This is a genomic window from Streptomyces sp. NPDC048349 (assembly GCF_040651925.1).
GTDB lineage: Bacteria > Actinomycetota > Actinomycetes > Streptomycetales > Streptomycetaceae > Streptomyces.
The window spans coordinates 71,639-89,668 of record NZ_JBEZLA010000027.1; the positions used below are offsets into that span (position 1 = coordinate 71,639).

The 18,030-nt window shown below is 73.4% G+C and carries 15 protein-coding genes; 9 read left to right on the plus strand and 6 right to left on the minus strand.

Annotated features, from left to right (window positions below; genetic code table 11):
- Positions 1-144 precede the first annotated feature (144 nt).
- Positions 145-1,128, plus strand: a complete 984-nt coding sequence (locus AB0D44_RS17055; protein WP_362590929.1) for an NAD-dependent epimerase/dehydratase family protein — start codon at positions 145-147, stop codon at positions 1,126-1,128.
- Here the strand turns inward: AB0D44_RS17055 and AB0D44_RS17060 are convergent.
- Genes AB0D44_RS17060 through AB0D44_RS17070 form a run of 3 tightly spaced genes read right to left on the minus strand, consistent with a single transcriptional unit; the run spans position 1,114 to position 4,060 of the window.
- Positions 1,114-2,553 (minus strand): lipase maturation factor family protein, encoded by a 1,440-nt coding sequence (locus AB0D44_RS17060; RefSeq protein WP_362590932.1) that lies wholly within the window; start codon positions 2,551-2,553, stop codon positions 1,114-1,116. The genes AB0D44_RS17055 and AB0D44_RS17060 overlap by 15 nt on opposite strands.
- Before the next feature lie 20 nt (positions 2,554-2,573).
- Entirely contained in the window at positions 2,574-3,107 is a 534-nt protein-coding gene (locus AB0D44_RS17065) for a DUF1990 domain-containing protein (RefSeq protein WP_362590934.1), read from the minus strand.
- The gene (locus AB0D44_RS17070) at positions 3,104-4,060 is read right to left on the minus strand and encodes a YndJ family protein (protein ID WP_362590937.1); all 957 of its coding nucleotides are present in this window, start codon (positions 4,058-4,060) and stop codon (positions 3,104-3,106) included. Before AB0D44_RS17070 ends, AB0D44_RS17065 begins: the two co-directional genes overlap by 4 nt.
- Positions 4,061-4,208: 148 nt before the next feature.
- Between AB0D44_RS17070 and AB0D44_RS17075 the strand changes: the two genes are divergently transcribed.
- The 4 genes from AB0D44_RS17075 to AB0D44_RS17090 all read left to right on the plus strand — a co-directional run bounded on the left by AB0D44_RS17075 (position 4,209) and on the right by AB0D44_RS17090 (position 9,042).
- Positions 4,209-5,477 carry a DUF6777 domain-containing protein gene (locus AB0D44_RS17075; RefSeq protein ID WP_362590939.1) on the plus strand — a complete coding sequence of 423 codons (1,269 nt, stop codon included), beginning with the start codon at positions 4,209-4,211 and terminating at the stop codon, positions 5,475-5,477.
- Positions 5,478-5,484: 7 nt separating this feature from the next.
- A complete protein-coding gene (locus AB0D44_RS17080; RefSeq protein WP_362590942.1) occupies positions 5,485-7,548 on the plus strand; it encodes a SpoIIE family protein phosphatase in 2,064 nt (687 codons plus the stop codon).
- Positions 7,549-7,758: 210 nt separating this feature from the next.
- Entirely contained in the window at positions 7,759-8,619 is an 861-nt protein-coding gene (locus AB0D44_RS17085) for a DNA-formamidopyrimidine glycosylase family protein (protein ID WP_362590944.1), read from the plus strand.
- Between the two features lie 21 nt (positions 8,620-8,640).
- Positions 8,641-9,042, plus strand: coding sequence for a hypothetical protein (locus AB0D44_RS17090; protein ID WP_362590946.1), 402 nt, complete (start codon positions 8,641-8,643; stop codon positions 9,040-9,042).
- Between the two features lie 12 nt (positions 9,043-9,054).
- Here AB0D44_RS17090 and AB0D44_RS17095 read toward each other — a convergent pair whose 3' ends face one another.
- The gene (locus AB0D44_RS17095; RefSeq protein ID WP_362590949.1) at positions 9,055-9,555 is read right to left on the minus strand and encodes a hypothetical protein; all 501 of its coding nucleotides are present in this window, start codon (positions 9,553-9,555) and stop codon (positions 9,055-9,057) included.
- Between the two features lie 204 nt (positions 9,556-9,759).
- Positions 9,760-10,299 carry a sigma-70 family RNA polymerase sigma factor gene (locus AB0D44_RS17100; protein WP_362590951.1) on the minus strand — a complete coding sequence of 180 codons (540 nt, stop codon included), beginning with the start codon at positions 10,297-10,299 and terminating at the stop codon, positions 9,760-9,762.
- A 303-nt stretch (positions 10,300-10,602) separates the two neighbouring features.
- Here AB0D44_RS17100 and AB0D44_RS17105 point away from each other — a divergent pair, with 303 nt between their 5' ends.
- The 3 genes from AB0D44_RS17105 to AB0D44_RS17115 all read left to right on the plus strand — a co-directional run bounded on the left by AB0D44_RS17105 (position 10,603) and on the right by AB0D44_RS17115 (position 16,288).
- Positions 10,603-11,796: a CapA family protein gene (locus AB0D44_RS17105; RefSeq protein ID WP_362590954.1), complete on the plus strand. Its 1,194-nt coding sequence runs from the start codon at positions 10,603-10,605 to the stop codon at positions 11,794-11,796.
- Between the two features lie 234 nt (positions 11,797-12,030).
- Entirely contained in the window at positions 12,031-15,333 is a 3,303-nt protein-coding gene (lysX, locus tag AB0D44_RS17110; RefSeq protein WP_362590957.1) for a bifunctional lysylphosphatidylglycerol synthetase/lysine--tRNA ligase LysX, read from the plus strand.
- Between the two features lie 70 nt (positions 15,334-15,403).
- A complete protein-coding gene (locus AB0D44_RS17115; RefSeq protein ID WP_362590960.1) occupies positions 15,404-16,288 on the plus strand; it encodes a polysaccharide deacetylase family protein in 885 nt (294 codons plus the stop codon).
- Between the two features lie 93 nt (positions 16,289-16,381).
- On the opposite strand, the gene AB0D44_RS17120 is transcribed toward AB0D44_RS17115, so the two are convergent.
- Positions 16,382-17,044, minus strand: coding sequence for a class F sortase (locus tag AB0D44_RS17120; RefSeq protein WP_362590963.1), 663 nt, complete (start codon positions 17,042-17,044; stop codon positions 16,382-16,384).
- 362 nt (positions 17,045-17,406) lie between these two features.
- Between AB0D44_RS17120 and AB0D44_RS17125 the strand changes: the two genes are divergently transcribed.
- A complete protein-coding gene (locus AB0D44_RS17125; RefSeq protein ID WP_362590966.1) occupies positions 17,407-17,934 on the plus strand; it encodes a hypothetical protein in 528 nt (175 codons plus the stop codon).
- Positions 17,935-18,030 lie beyond the last annotated feature (96 nt).

An 18,030-nucleotide genomic window follows, 5' to 3' on the forward strand; every position in this document is an offset into this window, starting at 1 on the left:
GCGCGGTACGTGCGCCCCCGTGCCCATCCGCACCGGGGGCGCTGCCGCACCCCGAACGGTTCCCCGACCGCCTACGCCGTCAGCGTCATCGCTCAGGGCGATCATGACTTCCGCCGTACCCGAAGGCCGGGCAGGGTGAGGGACATGAAGCTGCTGATGCTGGGTGGGACCGAATTCGTAGGACGCGCGATCACCGAGGACGCCCTCGACCGGGGCTGGGAGGTGACCGTCTTCCACCGGGGCCACCACGCGCCCCCGCCGGGCACCTCCGCCCTGCACGGGGACCGCACCGCCCCCGGCGGCCTGGACGCCCTGGCCCGAGGGGAATGGGACCTCGTCGTCGACACCTGGGGCGGCGCCCCCACCGCCGTGCGCGACAGCGCCCGCCTCCTGCGCGAGAGGGCCGGACACTACGCGTACGTCTCCAGCCGCTCCGTGTACGCCTTCCCCGGCCCGGCCGGAGGTGACGAGTCCAACCCCGTGGTGGAGGGCTCGCCCGACGCCGCGTCCGTCGCCTACGCCGAGGACAAGCGCGGCGGTGAACTCGCCGCCCTCGAAGCCTTCGGCGACCGCGCCCTGCTGGCCCGGGCCGGGCTGATCCTCGGCCCCTACGAGAACGTCGGCCGACTGCCGTGGTGGCTCAACCGCACCGCCCGCGGCGGCCCCGTCCTCGCCCCCGGCCCGCGGGAACTCCCGCTCCAGTACATCGACGTGCGCGACCTCGCGCGCTGGACCCTCGACGCGGCCACCGCCGGGCACCACGGCCCCTACAACGTGGTCTCCCCGGCCGGGCACGCCACGATGGGCAGCCTCCTGGACGCCTGCGCCGCCACCACCGGCGGCGGCGCCGAACTGCGCTGGACCGACCCGGACCTGCTCGGCCGCGCCGGCGTCCAGCCCTGGACCGAGCTTCCCGTCTGGATCCCGGCGGGCGAGCTCCACGACTACATGCACAGCGGCGACGTGTCCAAGGCCCTGGCCGCCGGCCTGAAGTGCCGCCCGGTCGAGGAGACCGTGGCCGACACCTGGGCCTGGCTCCGCTCGCTCGGCGGGGTGGCCCCGCAGCGCCCCGACCGGCCGGCACCCGGCATCGACGCGGAGCGGGAAGCGGCGCTACTCGGGCTCTGACCAGGCCGCATCGGCGAGACGGGTGGGCGGCAGGTACTCGCGCAGCAGCGTGCGGTGCCACCACGCACCCGTCTCGCGCAACTCCCGCCAGGTGCTGAACCGGTAGCGGTACAGCAGGGCGCGGACGTAGCGCGGCGGGGTGTCCGGGAAGGGGTTGTGCCGCAGGAGCCGCAGAGTGTCCCGGTCGCCCGTCAGCAGCCGCTCCACGAACGGCCCGAACCACTCGCGCGCGTAGCCCGGGGAGAGCGCCGCGAACCACATCAGCCAGTCCAGGCGCAGATGGTAGGGGGCGAACTGGCGCGGGATCCGGCGCAGTTCCCCCGGTTTCCCCTTGAAGCCGTACTCCCGCCAGGCCCCGTCCGCGTGCGGTGCCCGCTCGGCGGTGCCCTCGATCACCACCTCGTCGCGGATCCGTCCCACCGTGCCGAACGCCCCGTAGGTGTTGACCAGGTGGAGTGCGTCGAAGGAGCGGTTCATCACCTGGCGGCGCGAGACCATGTTCAGCACCGGATGACGGCTGAGGACCAGCACCAGCACCGTCACGGCGCACACCAGGACCGCGAACCACACCGGCGAGGCCCGCGAGGCGGCGGCCGGGGGCGCTCCCGCGAGCCCGGTGAAGTCCACGGCCGACAGGGCCAGGGTGATCGTCAGCCAGTTCAGCCAGGCGAAGTTGCCCGACACCACCAGCCACAACTGCGTCGCCACGATGATTCCCGCGGCGTACGAGGCCACCGGCTGCGGGGTGAACAGCAGGACCGGGACCACCAGTTGCGTCACGTGGTTGGCCGCGCACTCCACCCGGTGCACCGGCCTCGGCAGATGGTGGAAGAACCAGCTCAGCGGCCCGGGCATCGGCTGCGTTTCGTGGTGGTAGTAGAGGCAGGTGAGCTTGCGCCAGCAGGAGTCCCCGCGGATCTTGATCAGCCCGGCCCCGAACTCCACCCGGAAGAGCACCCAGCGCAGCAGCCAGAGCACCAGCACCGGCGGCCCGGCCCGCGCGTTGCCCAGGAAGACCGCGAGGAACCCCACCTCCAGCAGCAGCGACTCCCAGCCGAAGGAGTACCAGGTCTGCCCCACGTTCACGATGGAGAGGTAGAGCAGCCACAGCAGCGCCCACATCCCCATGGCCACGGCCAGCGGCACCTCGTCCCCGGCCCCCGCCGCCAGCGCCGCGGCCAGGAGCGCCCCCGCCCAGGCGCACCCGGCGAAGAGCCCGTCCGAATAGCGCAGTTGGAACAGGCTCGGGGCGCGCCGGAACGGCACGTACCGCACGTAGCGCGGCACGGGCAGCATGCCCCGCGCCCCGATCAGGGCCCGGAACTGCAGGGCGGCCCCGACGAAGGCGAAGAGGTAGACACCGGCCAGGGCCCGCTGGAAGACCAGTCGGCCGAGCCAGTATCCGGGCGCCGTGAACCAGTCCATCGCCTCCAGTATCGGACCGGTCAGGCGGTTGCGGCCAGCCTGCGCACGTGGCGGCCCAGCCGGCGGGCGTAGGTCCGCTGGAGGAGGGGTACCACCGGGCCCCCGAGCCTGGTGTACCAGGCGGCCGGCCGGCTGAAGGCGGTCACGGTGAACCACACCGTGCCGTCGCCGTCCATGTCCACGACGAAGGACTCCTCCCCGCTCTCGGGGTGGCCGGTCAGCGTCCCGTACGCGAATCCCACGCGCGTGGGCTCGTACGCCGTCCAGATCACCTCGCACGGAGCGCTGATCCGCAGCGGGCCGAGGCCGATCCCGACCACCACCCGGCTGCCGGGGCGCACGGCCCCCGCGTCCGCCCGCACCCGCATTCCGGAGGTCCGGTGGGCGTGGAAGGTGGTCACCGCGACCCCGGCGGTCTCGAAGGCGGCCTGCCCGTGGCCGATCCGGGTGCGGTGGTGGAGGTGGTGGTAGCCGGCGGGCAGCGGGCGGTGGGCCGTCGCACCCCGGTCGGGGTAGCTGAGGGCGTCCCGGCCGGCGCTGATCAGGCGGGTCATGGCGCGGTCTCCTGTCGGGCGGTCTGCGGGTGGTCGGGGGCGGGCTCCGGTTGGTCGGAGGCGAGCTGCGGATGGTCCGGAACAGGGTGCGGACGGACTGGGACGGTCTGCGGAGGGTCCGGGGCGGTGTGCGGGTGGCCCGCGGTCAGCCGGCGCCAGGCCAGCACCGAGCACAGGGCGAACCCGAGGGCGTTGCCCAGGCCGTGGGTCGCGGCCATCCAGGTCAGGGTGGGGTGGGGGATCCCGGTGGCCTCGCCGGCCGCCCACCACAGGGCGAGCAGCATGGTGGCCACCAGGACCACGGCCGAGGCGGCGAGCAGCGCGCGGGTGGTCCGGTCGCGTCCGGCGGGCCGGACCTCCCGCCAGGTCGTCAGGGCCACGGCCCACATCCCGCCGGTCAGGACCACCGCGCCCGCCAGCTCGGCCCAGTCGTCGACGAAGTAGCCGAGGAGCACGAGCAGGGTGCCCGCGGGGACGCTGTACGCCGCCCAGCGCGCGCCCGGTCCGGGCGCCGCCGTCCGGCACACCAGGCCGGCGACCAGGGCGGCCGTGAATCCGGCGAAGTGGAAGTGGGGCACGGTGAGCGCCAGGATGTCGAGGTCGAAGCCGAAGAGCCGGTATCCGGCGCGCTCGGCGACCAGGGCGCTCCCGGCGACCGAGGGCGAGGCCAGCGCAGTGGCCACGGCGACCCCGGCGGGCCCGGGCGGCCGGCCCCGTCCGAACAGTGCGCCGGGGGACCGCGCCGCCAGGGCCAGACAGGCCGCCGCGTAGAGTACGGCCAGCGCGGTAGCGGGCCAGCCGCGCGGCAGCCACAGGCACACGGCCCCGAGGGCGGCCGGCAGCGGCCACAGGCGGGCGGTCCGGCGGAGCCCGACCGGGTCGATCAGGCGCAGGCCGGCCGGGACCACGTAGAGCATGCCCAGGGTGACGATCACGTTCACCAGCACCGTCACGGCGGATCCCCCCTCTCGTTGAACATGTTCAACTCCTGGTCACGACTCTACGGGGTTCCTTGAACATGTTCAAGAAGCGCTCCGGTTGCGGCCCTCGCGCTCATGCGGCAGACAAGAGGGAGCAACCGGGGCGAAAAGGGAGATCCACGTGCACGCACCGACACCTCCGACACCTCGTCAGGCGCCGCGTCGTCACGCACCGGCCGGCGCCGCTCTGTTGGCCGCCCTCGGCCTGTTCGCGGCCGGCTGCGGCGGTTCCGAGGAGAAGCGGGGAACCGCGGGGGCGGAAAACCAGGAGGTCCACCTCCAGCCCGTGGCCTCCGCGGGCCCCGCCCCCTTCACCGCCTCCTCGGCCACCGGTGAGTCCGCCCCCGTGCAGCCCCCGCTGCCCAACCCGACCGGACAGGGCATCCGCACGGTGAACGCGGCCACGCCCGGCCTCTACGGAGGCACCCAGCGGCTCGGCAGCTGCGACGTGGAACAGCAGGTCCGCTCCCTGACCGCCGACGCCGCCAAGGCCCGCGCCTTCGCCGAGGCCTCGGACATCGAACAGGCGAAGATCCCCGAATTCCTCCGAGGGCTCACCCCCGTCGTGCTCCGTGCCGACACCCGGGTCACCAGCCACGGTTTCCGCGACGGCGCCGCCGACAGCTTCCAGGCCGTACTCCAGGCCGGCACGGCCGTCCTCGTCGACGAGCACGGGATGCCCCGGGTCCGCTGCGCCTGCGGCAACCCGCTGCTCTCGCCCCTCGCTCCCAAGGGCTCCCCGGTGCACAAGGGCGACCCGTGGAACGGCTACCAGCCCAACCAGGTCGTGGTCATCGAACCCACCCCTCACGTCCTCAACAACCTGGTCATCGTCAACATCGCCGACAACACCTGGATCGAGCGCAAACGGGGCGACGACGGGGCCCAGGACCGCACCCCCGACGTGGTGCCCCCGTACGACCCGGCCGAGGGCATCCCCGACGGGCCCGTCACTCCCGCCGACCCCTGCCCGAGCCCCACCAGCAACAGCCTCGCCCGCACCGCGCCGCCGACGACGCCCGACGGCAGCCGGGGCGTGCCCGGCCCCGCGGCCACGGAATGCCCGCCGGATGCGCCGGGCACGCCCTCGGACCCGTCCTCGCCGGGCGACGGCGGGCGGCAGAGCCCGGGCCTGCCGCCGAATCCGGCGACTCCGCAGCAGCCGCAGCCGGACCTGCCCTCCGACCCGTTCTCCGAGGTGCCGTCCGAGGCCCCCTCCGACCTCCCCCCGGACGTTCCCCTCGACGGAACGGAGGCTCCGGGCGATCCCGCCGACCCGTTCGGCCCCTCCGATCCCGCCGACCCGGCCGACCCCACCGACCCCGGTCTCGTCCCGGACGGGCAGCAGCCGCCGCCCTCGGACCCCGGCTACTCGCTGGAGAGCGCCTGACCGGCCCGTGTGTCATGGTGGACCGGTGCCGAGCTCCGTATCGTTGCCGGACGACTGGCCCGCGCACCCGGACCGGTCGCTGGCACTGAACCGCATGGGCAGTTTCGACTGGGACCTGGTCACCGGGCTCATGCACCTGGACGCGGCGGCACTCGACGTCTTCGACACGGCCCCCGACGCGTACGACGGGCGGCCCGAGTCGCTGTCCCCGCGCGTGCCGCCCGCCGAGGCCGCCCGGCTCGACGCCCTCGTCTCCAGCGCGCTCAAGAGCCGCGAGGACAGTTACGGCGCCTACTTCCGCATCCGCTGCCACGACGGCCGGTTGCGCTGGACGCACACCCAGGGCCGCGTCATGCGCGGCCCGGACGGGCGCCCGTACCGGATCATCGGCATCGTCCGGGACGCCACCGAGGAGCTCAGCCATTCGGCGGAACGCCTCGGCCTCGACGAGGAACGGCGCCGCCAGACCTCGGTGGTCGAGAGCACCACCGCCGCCCTCGCGCACGCGCGGACCGTCCAGGACGTCATCGACGCGCTCGGCGACGCCCACGGTCTGGAACGGCTCGGCTCGATGGGCATGGTGATGGGCCTCGTCGAGGCCGGCCGGATCCACCTCGTCGCCGAGGGGCCGGAAGGCAGCTTCGTCCCGGGGACGCGGTACACACGGATCGACGAGCAGTACCCGATGAGCGAGGTCGTCCGCTCGCTCCAGCCGCGGTTCCTCGACTCGGCGCAGGAGTTCGAGACGGACTATCCTTCGCTCTGGTCGAAGATCGAGGGCATGCGGATCTCGGCGGCCGCCTACCTGCCGCTCATCGCCCAGGCCCGCCCGATCGGCGCGATCGGCCTGCTCTACCAGGACAAGGACGGCTTCACCCAGGAGGAGCGCAACCTCCTCGTCGCCCTGGGCAGCAGCATCGCGCAGAGCCTGCAGCGGGCCATGCTGCTCGAGCAGGAACACGACCTGGCCGAGGGCCTCCAGCAGGCGATGCTGCCGAGGAGGATCCCGTCGGTGCCGGGCGCGGAGATCGCCGTACGGTACCGCTCCGCCCGGATGGGCCAGGACATCGGCGGCGACTGGTACGACGTGATCCCGCTGCCGGGCGGCCGGGTCGGCGCCGTCATCGGGGACGTCCAGGGCCACGACACGCACGCGGCGGCGGTCATGGGCCAGCTGCGGATCGTGCTGCGGGCGTACGCCGCCGAGGGCCACTCGCCGGGCACGGTGATGGCGCGGGCCTCCGTGTTCCTGCACGAACTGGACACCGACCGCTTCGCGACCTGCACGTACGCGCAGGCCGACCTGTCGACGGGGGTGCTCCAGCTGGTCCGCGCGGGCCATATCGACCCTCTGCTGCGCACCCGGAGCGGGGACTGCCGCAGACTGCCGGTGGGGGGCGGGATGCCGCTGGGCCTGTCAGCGGAGTTCGGCCGCCTGGAGTACCCGGTCACCACGGTGGAGCTGGACCCGGGAGAAACGATCCTGCTGTGCACGGACGGCCTGGTGGAGCAGCCCGGCGCCGACCTCGACGACGGGATCCGGCTGCTCACGTCCCTGGTCCGCGGCGGCCCCGCGGACCTGCAGCTCCTCGCCGACCGGCTGTGCGGGGTCGTCGACGAGCGCGGCGGGGACGACGACATGGCGCTGCTCCTGCTGCGCCGCGAGGTGAAGGACACCCCGCAGGGCGGCGGCCGGCTCCAGCAGCACGTGGCGCCGGGGGATCCGGAGGCCCTGGTGGCGGCCCGCCACATGATCGGGGCGGCGGTGCGGGCGTGGGGTGCGCGGGAACGGGCCGACGAGATCGAGCTCGTCGCGGACGAGCTGATCGTGAACGCCCTGATGCACACGGACGGCCCGGCGATCGTGACCCTGCGGGTCCTGAGCGGCCCCGAGCGGCGGCTGCGGGTGGAGGTGGAGGACCGCTCCAGCGCGCTGCCGAGGCGGCGCGAGGCCGGGGAGTCGGGGGTGTCGGGGCGCGGGCTGATGCTGGTGGACCGGCTGGCGGACGTGTGGGGCGTGGAGTCGCGGGGGAGCGGCAAATGCGTGTGGTGCGAGTTCGTGGTGGGCTGACGCGTTCGTGGTGGGCTGACGCCTTCGTGGTGGGCTGGCCCGGGGCCCGGGGCGCGGGGCCCGGGGCGCGGGGCCCGGGGCGCGGGGCGCGGGGCGCGGGCGCGGGCCGGGTGCGCCGGGGCTGCGTGGTGCGGTGTCCGGCTGGGCCGGGGCCGGGGCTGACGCCCTGCCCGGTTCGCGTCCGGCGCCCCGCGGGGGCAGGCTGGGAGCATGCCGGAGCTGCCAGAGGTCGAGGCCCTGCGGGAGTACCTCGATGAGCACCTCACGGGGCGGGTGGTGGAGCGCGTCCTCCCGCTCGCGGTGAGCGTGCTCAAGACGTACGACCCGCCGCTGACCGCCCTCGAAGGGCAGACGGCCGGTGCCACCACCCGGTACGGCAAGTTCCTGGCCCTGCGCATCGGCGAGCTCCACCTCGTCACCCACCTGGCCCGGGCCGGCTGGCTGCGCTGGCAGGAGGCCCTGCCCGCGCAGCCGCCCCGACCGGGCAAGGGCCCGCTCGCCCTGCGCGTGGCCCTGGCGGGCGGCGGCGGCTTCGACCTCACCGAGGCCGGCACCCAAAAGCGCCTCGCCGTGTACGTCGTCCGGGATCCCCGGGAGGTGCCGGGCATCGCCCGCCTCGGCCCCGATCCGCTCGACGAGGCCTTCGACCGGGACGCCTTCGCCGCCCTGCTGGCGGGGGAGCGGCGCCAGATCAAGGGCGTGCTGCGCGACCAGAGCGTCATCGCCGGGATCGGCAACGCCTACAGCGACGAGATCCTGCACCGCGCCAAGGTGTCGCCCTTCAAACTGGCCGCGTCCTTCGACGAGGAGCAGACCACCCGGCTGTACGCGGCCGTCCAGGACACCCTGCGCGAGGCCGTCGGCCGGGCGCACGGAGTGGCCGCCGGGCAGCTCAAGGCCGAGAAGAAGAGCGGGCTGCGGGTGCACGGGCGGGCGGGGGAGCCGTGCCCGGTGTGCGGGGACACCGTCCGCTCGGTCTCCTTCGCCGACTCCTCCCTCGAGTACTGCCCCACCTGCCAGACCGGCGGGAAGCCCCTCGCGGACCGGCGCCTCTCGCGCCTCCTCAAATAGCCGCGCGTAGACTCCGGCACCATGGCCGAGGACCAGCAGCCGCCGCCGAGGCGGGAGATCGTCACCGGGGTGCCCCGGGGCACTCGCCGCCGGCCGCCCGCGCACACCCCGGCCCGCTCGGAGATCTCCGAGCAGACCACCCTGGGCGCCACCTACGTACGGGCCCTCATGCGCAGCCAGCTGCGCGCGGGGCTGGGAGCGCTGGCCGCGCTCGCGCTGACGGTCGGGACGCTGCCGCTGGTGCTGCTGCTGCCGCGCGCGGCGTCCGGACCGCTGGTGTGGGTGGCGCTGGGCCTGCTGGTGTATCCGGTGATGTGGCTGATCGCCCGCTGGTACGTCCTGTGCGCCGAGCGCAACGAGGCCGATTTCACCGGTCTGGTGACGGACCCCGCCGAAGCCCCGGGCCCGCGCCGCCCCGGATAGCCCGGGGTGCCCTCAGAACAGGTGCATCGCCAAGTGGCCCAGCGGGAGGCCGAGTTGCCAGGCCGGGGTCCACACGCGGGCGTTCTCGTCCAGTCCGGGCGGGGTGTCGGCGTGGCCGTGCCGTCCGGGGTCGAGGTTGGTGGCGAACAGTTCCGTGCGGTCCAGCCAGCGCCAGGCCGCCCGGGCCAGCTCCAGGTCCGGTTCCTCGGCGCGGCCGCGCTCCCGGGCCTCCTCGCCCAGTGCCAGGAACCGGGTGTGCACCCAGTCCCGCCACGGGTGGTTGTACGCCGTCAGGGAGAGCCACTCGTCGAGCTGCGAGACCACCCGGATCCCGGAGAGTTCCCCGGCCGCGTCCGAGAGGTAGATCGTCAGCGCGAGCGTGTCCCGCCCCGCCCGGAACTCCAGGGTGCTGACCGGGATCAGCCGGCCCGTGCGCAGCAGTTCGTCTGCGATGTACTCGGCGTAGAGCCAAGCCATGGGCACCGCGAGCCCGCCGTCACTGGTGCCGTTCATACCCTCGGGCTGCACCGTTCCACCTTCTCCCGCGTGTAGCGTCCCGACCGTCGGTCCTGAGCCTTCACCGACCGGCTCGCCGGGCGGGGGATGTTTACTCAACTTGAACGGTCTGATGCCTCATTCCATGCGGTTTCTGTCCGGTCCGCGTGCATTCGAGGCGGTCTTCGCTCCCTTCGTCGGGGTTCGCGGCTCCCGTCGGGCTCAGGCGCCGAGGCCGTACCCGTACCCCTGGAGGTCCTTCCGCAGGGCGCGCAGGGCGTAGTGCGTCCGGGACTTGACGGTTCCGGCCGGTATGCCGAGCTCGGCGGCGGCCTCCGCCACCGAGCGGTCCCGGAAGTAGACCTGCACGAGCACCGCGCGGTGTTCGGGGCCCAGGGAGCCGACGGCGCGCCGGACGTCGATCGCCGTGACCGACCCGGCCACCGCGTCCTCGGGAGCGGGCGCCTGCTCCAGACCCTCGGGGTCCACTTCCTGGGGCCGTGACAGGCGGGCCCGGCGCGCGTCGATCGCGAGCCGCCGGGCCACCGTGAAGAGCCATGGCCGCATGGACGCGTGCCCGCTCGACACGACCTCCGGGTGCTGCCAGACCCGTACGAGGGTCTCCTGGACGAGGTCCTCGGCGCGCTGGGCGTCCCCCGCGGTGAGCCCGACCAGGAAACCGAACAGGGCCCGGCCGTGATCGCGCTGGAGTTCGGCCAGGGTCTCGGGGTCGGTACGCCGAAGGGTCGGGGAGAGCGGCACGAGGGGCTCCTTCCGGGGTGCGTGGAGATCCGTGGACGAGGTCGACGCATCCACCCTGACCTGCGCGGAGCCCCGACGGGAACCATCCGGTCCGGCCGGTGCGCCCAAGCACCCGGGTCGTCCGGTGGGCGGCTGGGCCGGGCGGTGAACGGTCGAACGGCGCGGCGAACGGCAGGGGCGTCCGGCCTGCGCCATCGGAGTGGGCGCGCCGCAAGCGGACGGAGCCGCTCCTTGACTATTGACGTCTTGTTATATGGATTACGAGAGATCAGATAGTCATACGAATGAGAGTCGGGGTCCCGGATGACCAAGCGCACCCGACGGGCTGCCACCCTCCTGTCGGCCCTCCTGCTGTCGGCCGCCGCCGGCTGCTCGGCCGCGGGGGGACCGGCGCCGGCGCGCCTCGGGGAATCCGGCGGACCGGCCGCTTCCACTGCCGCCGGGTCTCCCGCGGCCAAGGGGTTCACGCTGGTCGCGAGCGGCGACGTACTGCCGCACACCTCGGTCATCCAGTGGGCGGCGAAGGACGCGGACGGGGACGGGCACGACTTCCGGCCGATGTTCTCCGGAGTCAAGCCCGTGGTCTCCGGCGCGGACCTGGCCCTGTGCCACATGGAGACCATTTACGGCGAGGAGGGCGGGCCCTTCTCCGGCTACCCCGCCTTCGTCTCCCCGCCGAGCGTCGCCGACGCGCTCAAGGACACCGGGTACGACGGCTGCTCCACGGCCTCCAACCACACCCTGGACGACGGGGCCGACGGGCTGCGCCGCACGCTGGACCGGTTCGACAAGGTGGGCCTGAAGCACGCCGGGTCGGCCCGAACCGCGGCGGAGGCGGCCACGGTGACCACGTACACGGCCGGCACCGCCAAGGTCGCCCACCTCGCGTACACCTACGACACCAACGGGTACCCGATGCCCGAGGGCCAGCCGTGGGCCGTCAACCTGATGGAACAGGACAAGGTCGTCGCGGACGCGCGGGCGGCCCGGAAGGCGGGCGCGGACGTGGTCCTCGTCAGCCTCCACTGGGGCACCGAGTGGCAGACCGCCCCGGACGAGAAGCAGCTCTCGCTCGGCAGGGCGCTGACCGCCTCGCAGACCGGCGGACGCCCCGACGTCGACATGATCCTCGGCACGCACGCGCACATCCCGCAGCCCTACGAGAAGGTCAACGGGACGTGGATCGTCTACGGCATGGGGGACCAGGTCGCGGGCGAGATGTTCAACTACTCGGGCGCCCGGGACATGCGCGGCAACTACGGCTCGATCGGCCGCTTCACCTTCGCCCCGCCGGCCGCACCCGGACAGCGCTGGCAGGTCACCAAGGCCGAGTTCGTCCCGCAGATGATGGACCTCTCCATCGGCCGGGTCGTCAACCTCCCGGCCGCCCTGGCCGAGGACCCCGACCGGAGCGAGTACGAGACCGCCCAGGACGCCATCACCGAGGCCGTCCTCAGCCGGGGCGCGGCCAAGGACGGCCTCACCCTGGCGAAGTAGCAAGCGGGGCAGTGCGCGGCCCCCTCACGCCACCACGGTCACGGGCCCGCCTCCCGCCGCGAACAGGCCGATCGCCCCGGGCCCGCGACGCGGCGGCCCGCCCGTACCCAGGCGCTCCCCGGTACGCCGGCCGGGGACCGTGACCCGTCCACGCCCGCCGGGACCACCCGGGCCGCTGCCGTGGCCGGCGGGCTCGGCGAGCGGAGCGCCGCCGCCCTCCCTACAGTGCGAACCATGAGTGCCACCGTGGAGCAGACGCGCGGAACCCGCAACCGCTTCCTGAACCGCGTACCCGACGGATTCGGAGCGTTCTTCGGGACGCTCGGTCTGCTGTGCGCCCTGTTGGCGCTCTCCCCGACGCTGCGGCGCCTTCTGCGGCACGTCGTGCGCTTCCTCGACCTCGTCGTCGTACCGGTCAGCGCCAACCTCGCCTACGCCGTCTTCCTCTTCCTGCTCGCCGCGGCCCTCGGCACCCGCAAGAAGGTCGCCTGGTGGATCGTCGTCACCTATCTGGCCCTGCTCATCCTCGACGACGTGGTCGACATCGCCGTCGGCGACTACTGGATCGGCTTCTCCTCCCTGGCCCTGGCCGTCGCCGCCATGGGACTGCTGATCGCCGCCCGCAACGAGTTCTACGCGGCCTCACGGCCCGGGGCCCTGTGGCGCGCCCTGATGGTGCTCGGTCTCGGCCTGCTGGCGGCGGTCCTCGTCGGCTGGGGGCTCGTCGCGCTCTTCCCCGGCAGTCTGCCCAGGGGCCAGTGGCTGGACTGGGCCGCCAAACAGGTCTTCGGCGGCCTGTTCTCCGCCCGTGAGTTCGACGGCCGGCCGCCCCGCCCGCTGTACTTCCTGCTAGGCCTGTTCGGCGCCCTCGCCCTGCTGAACGCCGCCGCGACCCTCTTCCGCTCCCAGCGCCTGACCGCGGCCCTGCACGGCGACGAGGAGCCCCGCATCCGCGCCCTGCTGGGCGCCTACGGCCGCAACGACTCCCTCGGCTACTTCGCCACCCGGCGCGACAAGGCCGTCGTCTTCGCCCCCAACGGCATGGCCGCCGTCACCTACCGCGTCGAAGCCGGCGTCTGTCTCGCCAGCGGCGACCCGGTGGGCGATCCCGCCGCCTGGACCCCCGCCATCGACGCCTGGCTGGCCGTGGCCGGCCGCTACGGCTGGCAACCCGCCGTCATGGGCGCCTCCGAGGAGGGCGCCACCGCCTACGGCCGGTCCGGACTCAGCGCGCTCCAGCTCGGCGACGAGGCCATCCTGCACGTCGCCCACTTCGACCTCGACGGCCGCGACATGCGCGTCACCCGCCAGGCCGTCAACCGCGTCAAGCGCACCGGCGCCACCACCCTCATCCGCCGCCACTCCGCCCTCTCCGAGGACGAGATGCAGATGATCGTGGACCGGGCCGACCGCTGGCGCGACACCGAGACCGAGCGCGGCTTCTCCATGGCCCTGGACCGGCTCGGCGACGCCGCGGACGGGGACTGCCTGCTCGTCGAGGCCTTCGACGCCGAAGGAGAGCTGATCGCCCTGCTCTCCTTCGTCCCGTGGGGCAAGGACGGCATCTCCCTCGACCTGATGCGCCGCGACCGGGCCGCGCCCAACGGGGTCATGGAGTTCATGGTCGCCCAGCTGTGCGCCGCCGCCCCCGGTCTGGGCGTGCGCAGGATCTCCCTCAACTTCGCCGTCTTCCGTTCCGCGTTCGAGGAAGGCGGCCGGATCGGCGCCGGCCCGGTTCTCAAGCTGTGGCGCAGACTGCTGCTCTTCTTCTCCCGCTGGTGGCAGCTGGAGGCCCTCTACCGTTCGAACGTCAAGTACGGCCCCGAGTGGTACCCGAGGTTCCTCTGCTACCAGGACGCCGGCTCGCTCGCCCGCGTCAGCCTCGCCTCCGGCATCGCCGAGGGCTTCGTCTCGGTGCCGAGCCTGCGGACCCTGTGGGGCAACGGACACCCCAAGGGCCTGACCGCCCCCGCCACCACCGAAGGACTGCCCTCGCTCGCCTCCCTGAACCTGGACGCCGTCGGAGAAGAGGCGGCGGCCGCACAGACCGAGCGGCTGCCCGAACAGGTACGCGTGCGCCACGACAAGCTCGAGCGCATCCGCGCCGCCGGCACCGACCCCTACCCGGTCGGCATCCGCGCGCGCACCCACACCGTGTCCGAGCTGAAGAGCACCCTGCCCGAGTTCCCGCCCGGCACCCGTTCCGGGGAACAGGCCACCCTCGCCGGACGCGTGATGGTCGTACGCGACCTCGGCGGCGTGGTCTTCGCCGTCCTGCGCGACTGGTCCGGGGACGTGCAGCTGATGCTCACGCGCGACGAGGCCGGGGCCGAGGTGCTGGACTCGTTCACCTCCCAGGTCGACTTCGGCGACCACGTGGTCGCCACCGGCGAGGTCGGCACCAGCAAGACCGGCGAACCGTCCCTCGTCGTCCGCTCCTGGCAGCTCACCGGCAAGTGCCTGCGCCCCCTCCCGGACAAGCGCAAGGGCCTCGCCGACCCGGAGGCCCGCGTCCGGCGCCGCTACCTCGACCTCGTCGCGAGCCCCGAGGCGCGGGACGTCGTACGGGCCCGCTCCACCGCGGTCCAGGCGCTGCGCCAGGGACTGCTGGAGCGCGGCTACCTGGAGGTCGAGACCCCGATGCTCCAGCAGATCCACGGCGGGGCCAACGCCCGGCCCTTCCGCACCCACATCAACGCCTACGACCTGGACCTGTACCTGCGCATCGCCCCCGAGCTGTACCTCAAGCGGCTGTGCGTCGGCGGCATGGAGAAGGTCTTCGAGATGGGCCGCACCTTCCGCAACGAGGGCGTCTCCTACAAGCACAACCCCGAGTTCACGATGCTGGAGGCCTACCAGGCCTTCGCCGACTACGACGTGATGCTCGACCTCACCCGCGAGCTGATCCAGGGCGCCGCCACCGCCGCCTTCGGCTCGCCCGTCGCCCACAAGGCGGGACCGGACGGAAAGCTCGTCGTCCACGACATCTCCGGACCCTGGCCGGTCAAGACGATGTACGGGGCGATCAGCGAGGCACTCGGCGAGGTGGTCGACGCCGACACCGAGGAGCACGTCCTGCGCAGGCTGTGCGACCGGGCGTCCGTGCCGCACGCCCCCGACGACACCCGCGGCGACGTGGTCCTGGAGATGTACGAACGGCTGGTGGAGGAGCGCACCAAGCTGCCGACCTTCTACAAGGACTTCCCGACCGACGTCTCCCCGCTCACCCGCCAGCACCGCCAGGACCCGAGGCTCGCCGAGCGCTGGGACCTGGTGGCCTTCGGCACCGAACTGGGCACCGCCTACTCGGAGCTGACCGATCCGGTCGAGCAGCGCCGCCGGCTCACCGCCCAGTCCCTGCTGGCGGCGGGCGGCGACCCGGAGGCGATGGAACTCGACAACGACTTCCTGGATGCGCTCGAGTACGCGATGCCGCCGACCGGCGGACTGGGCATCGGCGTGGACCGCCTCGTCATGTTCCTCACCGGCCTGACGATCCGCGAGACGCTGCCGTTCCCCCTGGTGCGGCGCGGCTGATCGGGTGAGGGGGAAGGGGCGCGTCCGCGCCTCTCGACATCTGCGGCGATGTCGTTGATACGTAGTAATAATGAAAAATGACGAGCCGACAGTAGGGCGACGCGCGCTCCTGCGTACCGCCGTCTTCCTCGGAGTCGCGGCCGCCGCCGGGCTGATCGACGCGGGCGGCGAGGGTGCCGCGCCCCCGCCCGGCTCCGGCCCCGCCCCCGCGGCCGGCCCCGGCCCGCATCCCGCGGCCGGCCCCCCGGGGGCGCTCGCCGACGGGAGACTCGAGAAGAGCTACCGTCTGCGGCCCATGACCGCAGAAGCCCCCCTCCGCCCGCCCCTCGCGAAACCGGCCGTCCGGACCCGCCCCATCCTCGCACTCCCGCCCGGCGCCGCCACGGGCAACTCCATGGTGCTCACCTTCGACGACGGGCCCGACCCCCGCTACACCCCCGGGATCCTCGACACCCTCGCCCGGTACGGCGTGCGCGCCGTGTTCTTCGTCTGCGGGGAAATGGCCACCGAGAACCGCGACCTGCTGCGCCGGATGGCCGCCGAGGGCCACGTGATCGGCAACCACACCTGGACCCACCCGCTCATCCCCCGGCTCAGCCGGCCCGCCCTCGTCTCCGAGATCGGCCGCACCAGCGAGGTCGTACAGCAGACGGTGGGCGAGGCACCCGTATGGTTCCGCGCGCCGTTCGGGGCCTGGAACCGGGCCGCCTTCGAGATCGCCGCCGAACTCGGCATGGAGCCGCTCGCCTGGACCGTGGACACCCTGGACTGGAAGGAGCCGGGCACCACCACGATCATCTCCCGGGTCCTGGAGGGCGCCGGACCGGGCGTGATCGTCCTGTCACACGACGCGGGCGGCAACCGCTCCCAGAGCGTCCAGGCCATCGGCGCCTACCTCCCCCAACTCCTCGCCCGCGGCTACCGCATGACCCTCCCGACGCTCCCGCCGCGCTAGGTCGTTGAAGACCCACCCTGCTGCCGTGGGCCGCAGAGGTGCGCCTTCCCGGTCGCAGTGGCGGCCCCGTGACCGGGAAGGCGGCGGGCGGGTTCAGCGGGTTTCCACCATGCGGGCGAAGACGACCACGTTGCCCTCGTAGCCGCGGGACTTCGAGTAGCCGCCGCCGCAGGTGATCACCCGGAGTTCCGCGTGCCCGGTGTCCCCGTACACGCGGGCTCCGGGGAAGGCGTCCTTGGAGAACACCTCCACGCCGTACACCTCGAACACCGCGGTGCGCCCGTCGTACCGCTCCACCTCGACGTGGTTGCCCGGCTTGACCGAGCCCAGGCCGTAGAAGACCGCCGGGCCCTGCGTGTTGTCCACGTGGCCCACGATCACCGCCGATCCCCGCTGGCCCGGCGCGATGCCGTTGAGGTACCAGCCGGCCAGATTGCGGTCCTGCGGCGGCGGGGCGTCGATCCAGCCCTCCGCGTCCAGCCCGACCGTCATCACCGGGGCGTCCACGTTGATCGTGGGGATCCGGATGCGCTGCACCGACGAGTGCTCCAGCACCTCCAGGTCCGCCGGCGCCTGCGGAGGGTTCGCCGGCAGCTGGTCGGCCGTCACCGCGACGGCCGAGGCCGCGGTGGGCTGGGGCGGCCCGTCGTCGAGGTCCACACCGTTGCGCACCATTGCGAGGCCGGTGAGCATGACCAGGGCGATGACGCCCCACGGTGAGAACTTGCGTGACTGCCCGGTCTCGTCCTCGCCCATCGTTCTCCCTTCCCGACGCGGGGGTCCCGACCCGCGATCCTGTCCCGCCCCCGTACGCCCTACTTCACGCACGTTAAGGCCGCCCCGGCGGGACGGCGAGAGGGGAAGGGCGAACGGGTGGCGCATCCGGAATGCGGCCGGAAGGGGTGCGCCCATCCAGGTAATCGTCACATAAATGCCTGACGGGTCGTGACCTGCGGATCCGTCAGCTCCGGCGCCCGCGCTTCGGCGTGTCGCTCAACCGGGCGGCCCAAAGGCGGACATGCGGAGGTTGCAGACCGCCCCGAGGGTTCAGATGGGAGGCGTTCTCGTCGATCATCCGGGGCCGACGCTCCGGGGCGCTTTCCGCTGGAGGTTCCACCATGCGTGTCTTGCGCGCTCTCACCGTGGCGGCGGCAACCTGCGCCGCGATCGGCCTCAGCACTCCGTTCGTCTCTGCGAACAGCTCCCCATTCGGCGGGGACGTCGGCCGTGGCGGGGACGGCGGCCGCGGCCCGAGCAACGTCTCCGTCAACCCGTTCGCCGTGCACCAGGGCTCCACGATGCAGGTGAGCGCGGCGGGCTGCGGGCACGGCGGTACCGTGACCTCGCACGGCAACTTTCCGCCGGCCAACCTGTCCGCGGGGTCGATCGGTTTCGCCACCGTCCGGATCTTCAACCACGCGTCTCCGGGCACCCACACGCTGTCGGTCAAGTGCAACGACAGCAGCCTGGTCGCCACGGCCCGCTTCCGGATCCTCGAGGGCCGGCCCTCGCAGGGCGGCCTCGGCGGGTCCCTCGGCCCGTCCACCGCCGAGACCGCCATCGGCGCGGGCCTCGTCGGCTCGGCGGCCCTCGGTGCCGGCGCCCACGTGCTGCGCCGTCGCCGCCCGATCCGCGGCCGGGTCTGACCGGCCGACCTCCCCGGTCAGACCCCTCGGGGGTGTTTTCCGGGAACGCACCCCCGCCCCCCGGGGCGCCCCGCGCAGGGCCCGCGCCGCGGGCGC

What these genes read in the sequence shown, in the direction of transcription:
- AB0D44_RS17055 (WP_362590929.1), top strand. Translation starts at nt 145, where the DNA reads ATGAAGCTGCTGATGCTGGGTGGGACCGAATTCGTAGGACGCGCGATC.
- AB0D44_RS17060 (WP_362590932.1), bottom strand. Translation starts at nt 2,553, where the DNA reads ATGGACTGGTTCACGGCGCCCGGATACTGGCTCGGCCGACTGGTCTTC.
- AB0D44_RS17065 (WP_362590934.1), bottom strand. Translation starts at nt 3,107, where the DNA reads ATGACCCGCCTGATCAGCGCCGGCCGGGACGCCCTCAGCTACCCCGAC.
- AB0D44_RS17085 (WP_362590944.1), top strand. Translation starts at nt 7,759, where the DNA reads ATGCCGGAGCTGCCAGAGGTCGAGGCCCTGCGGGAGTACCTCGATGAG.
- AB0D44_RS17090 (WP_362590946.1), top strand. Translation starts at nt 8,641, where the DNA reads ATGGCCGAGGACCAGCAGCCGCCGCCGAGGCGGGAGATCGTCACCGGG.
- AB0D44_RS17095 (WP_362590949.1), bottom strand. Translation starts at nt 9,555, where the DNA reads ATGAACGGCACCAGTGACGGCGGGCTCGCGGTGCCCATGGCTTGGCTC.
- AB0D44_RS17105 (WP_362590954.1), top strand. Translation starts at nt 10,603, where the DNA reads ATGACCAAGCGCACCCGACGGGCTGCCACCCTCCTGTCGGCCCTCCTG.
- lysX (WP_362590957.1), top strand. Translation starts at nt 12,031, where the DNA reads ATGAGTGCCACCGTGGAGCAGACGCGCGGAACCCGCAACCGCTTCCTG.
- AB0D44_RS17115 (WP_362590960.1), top strand. Translation starts at nt 15,404, where the DNA reads ATGAAAAATGACGAGCCGACAGTAGGGCGACGCGCGCTCCTGCGTACC.
- AB0D44_RS17120 (WP_362590963.1), bottom strand. Translation starts at nt 17,044, where the DNA reads ATGGGCGAGGACGAGACCGGGCAGTCACGCAAGTTCTCACCGTGGGGC.
- AB0D44_RS17125 (WP_362590966.1), top strand. Translation starts at nt 17,407, where the DNA reads ATGCGTGTCTTGCGCGCTCTCACCGTGGCGGCGGCAACCTGCGCCGCG.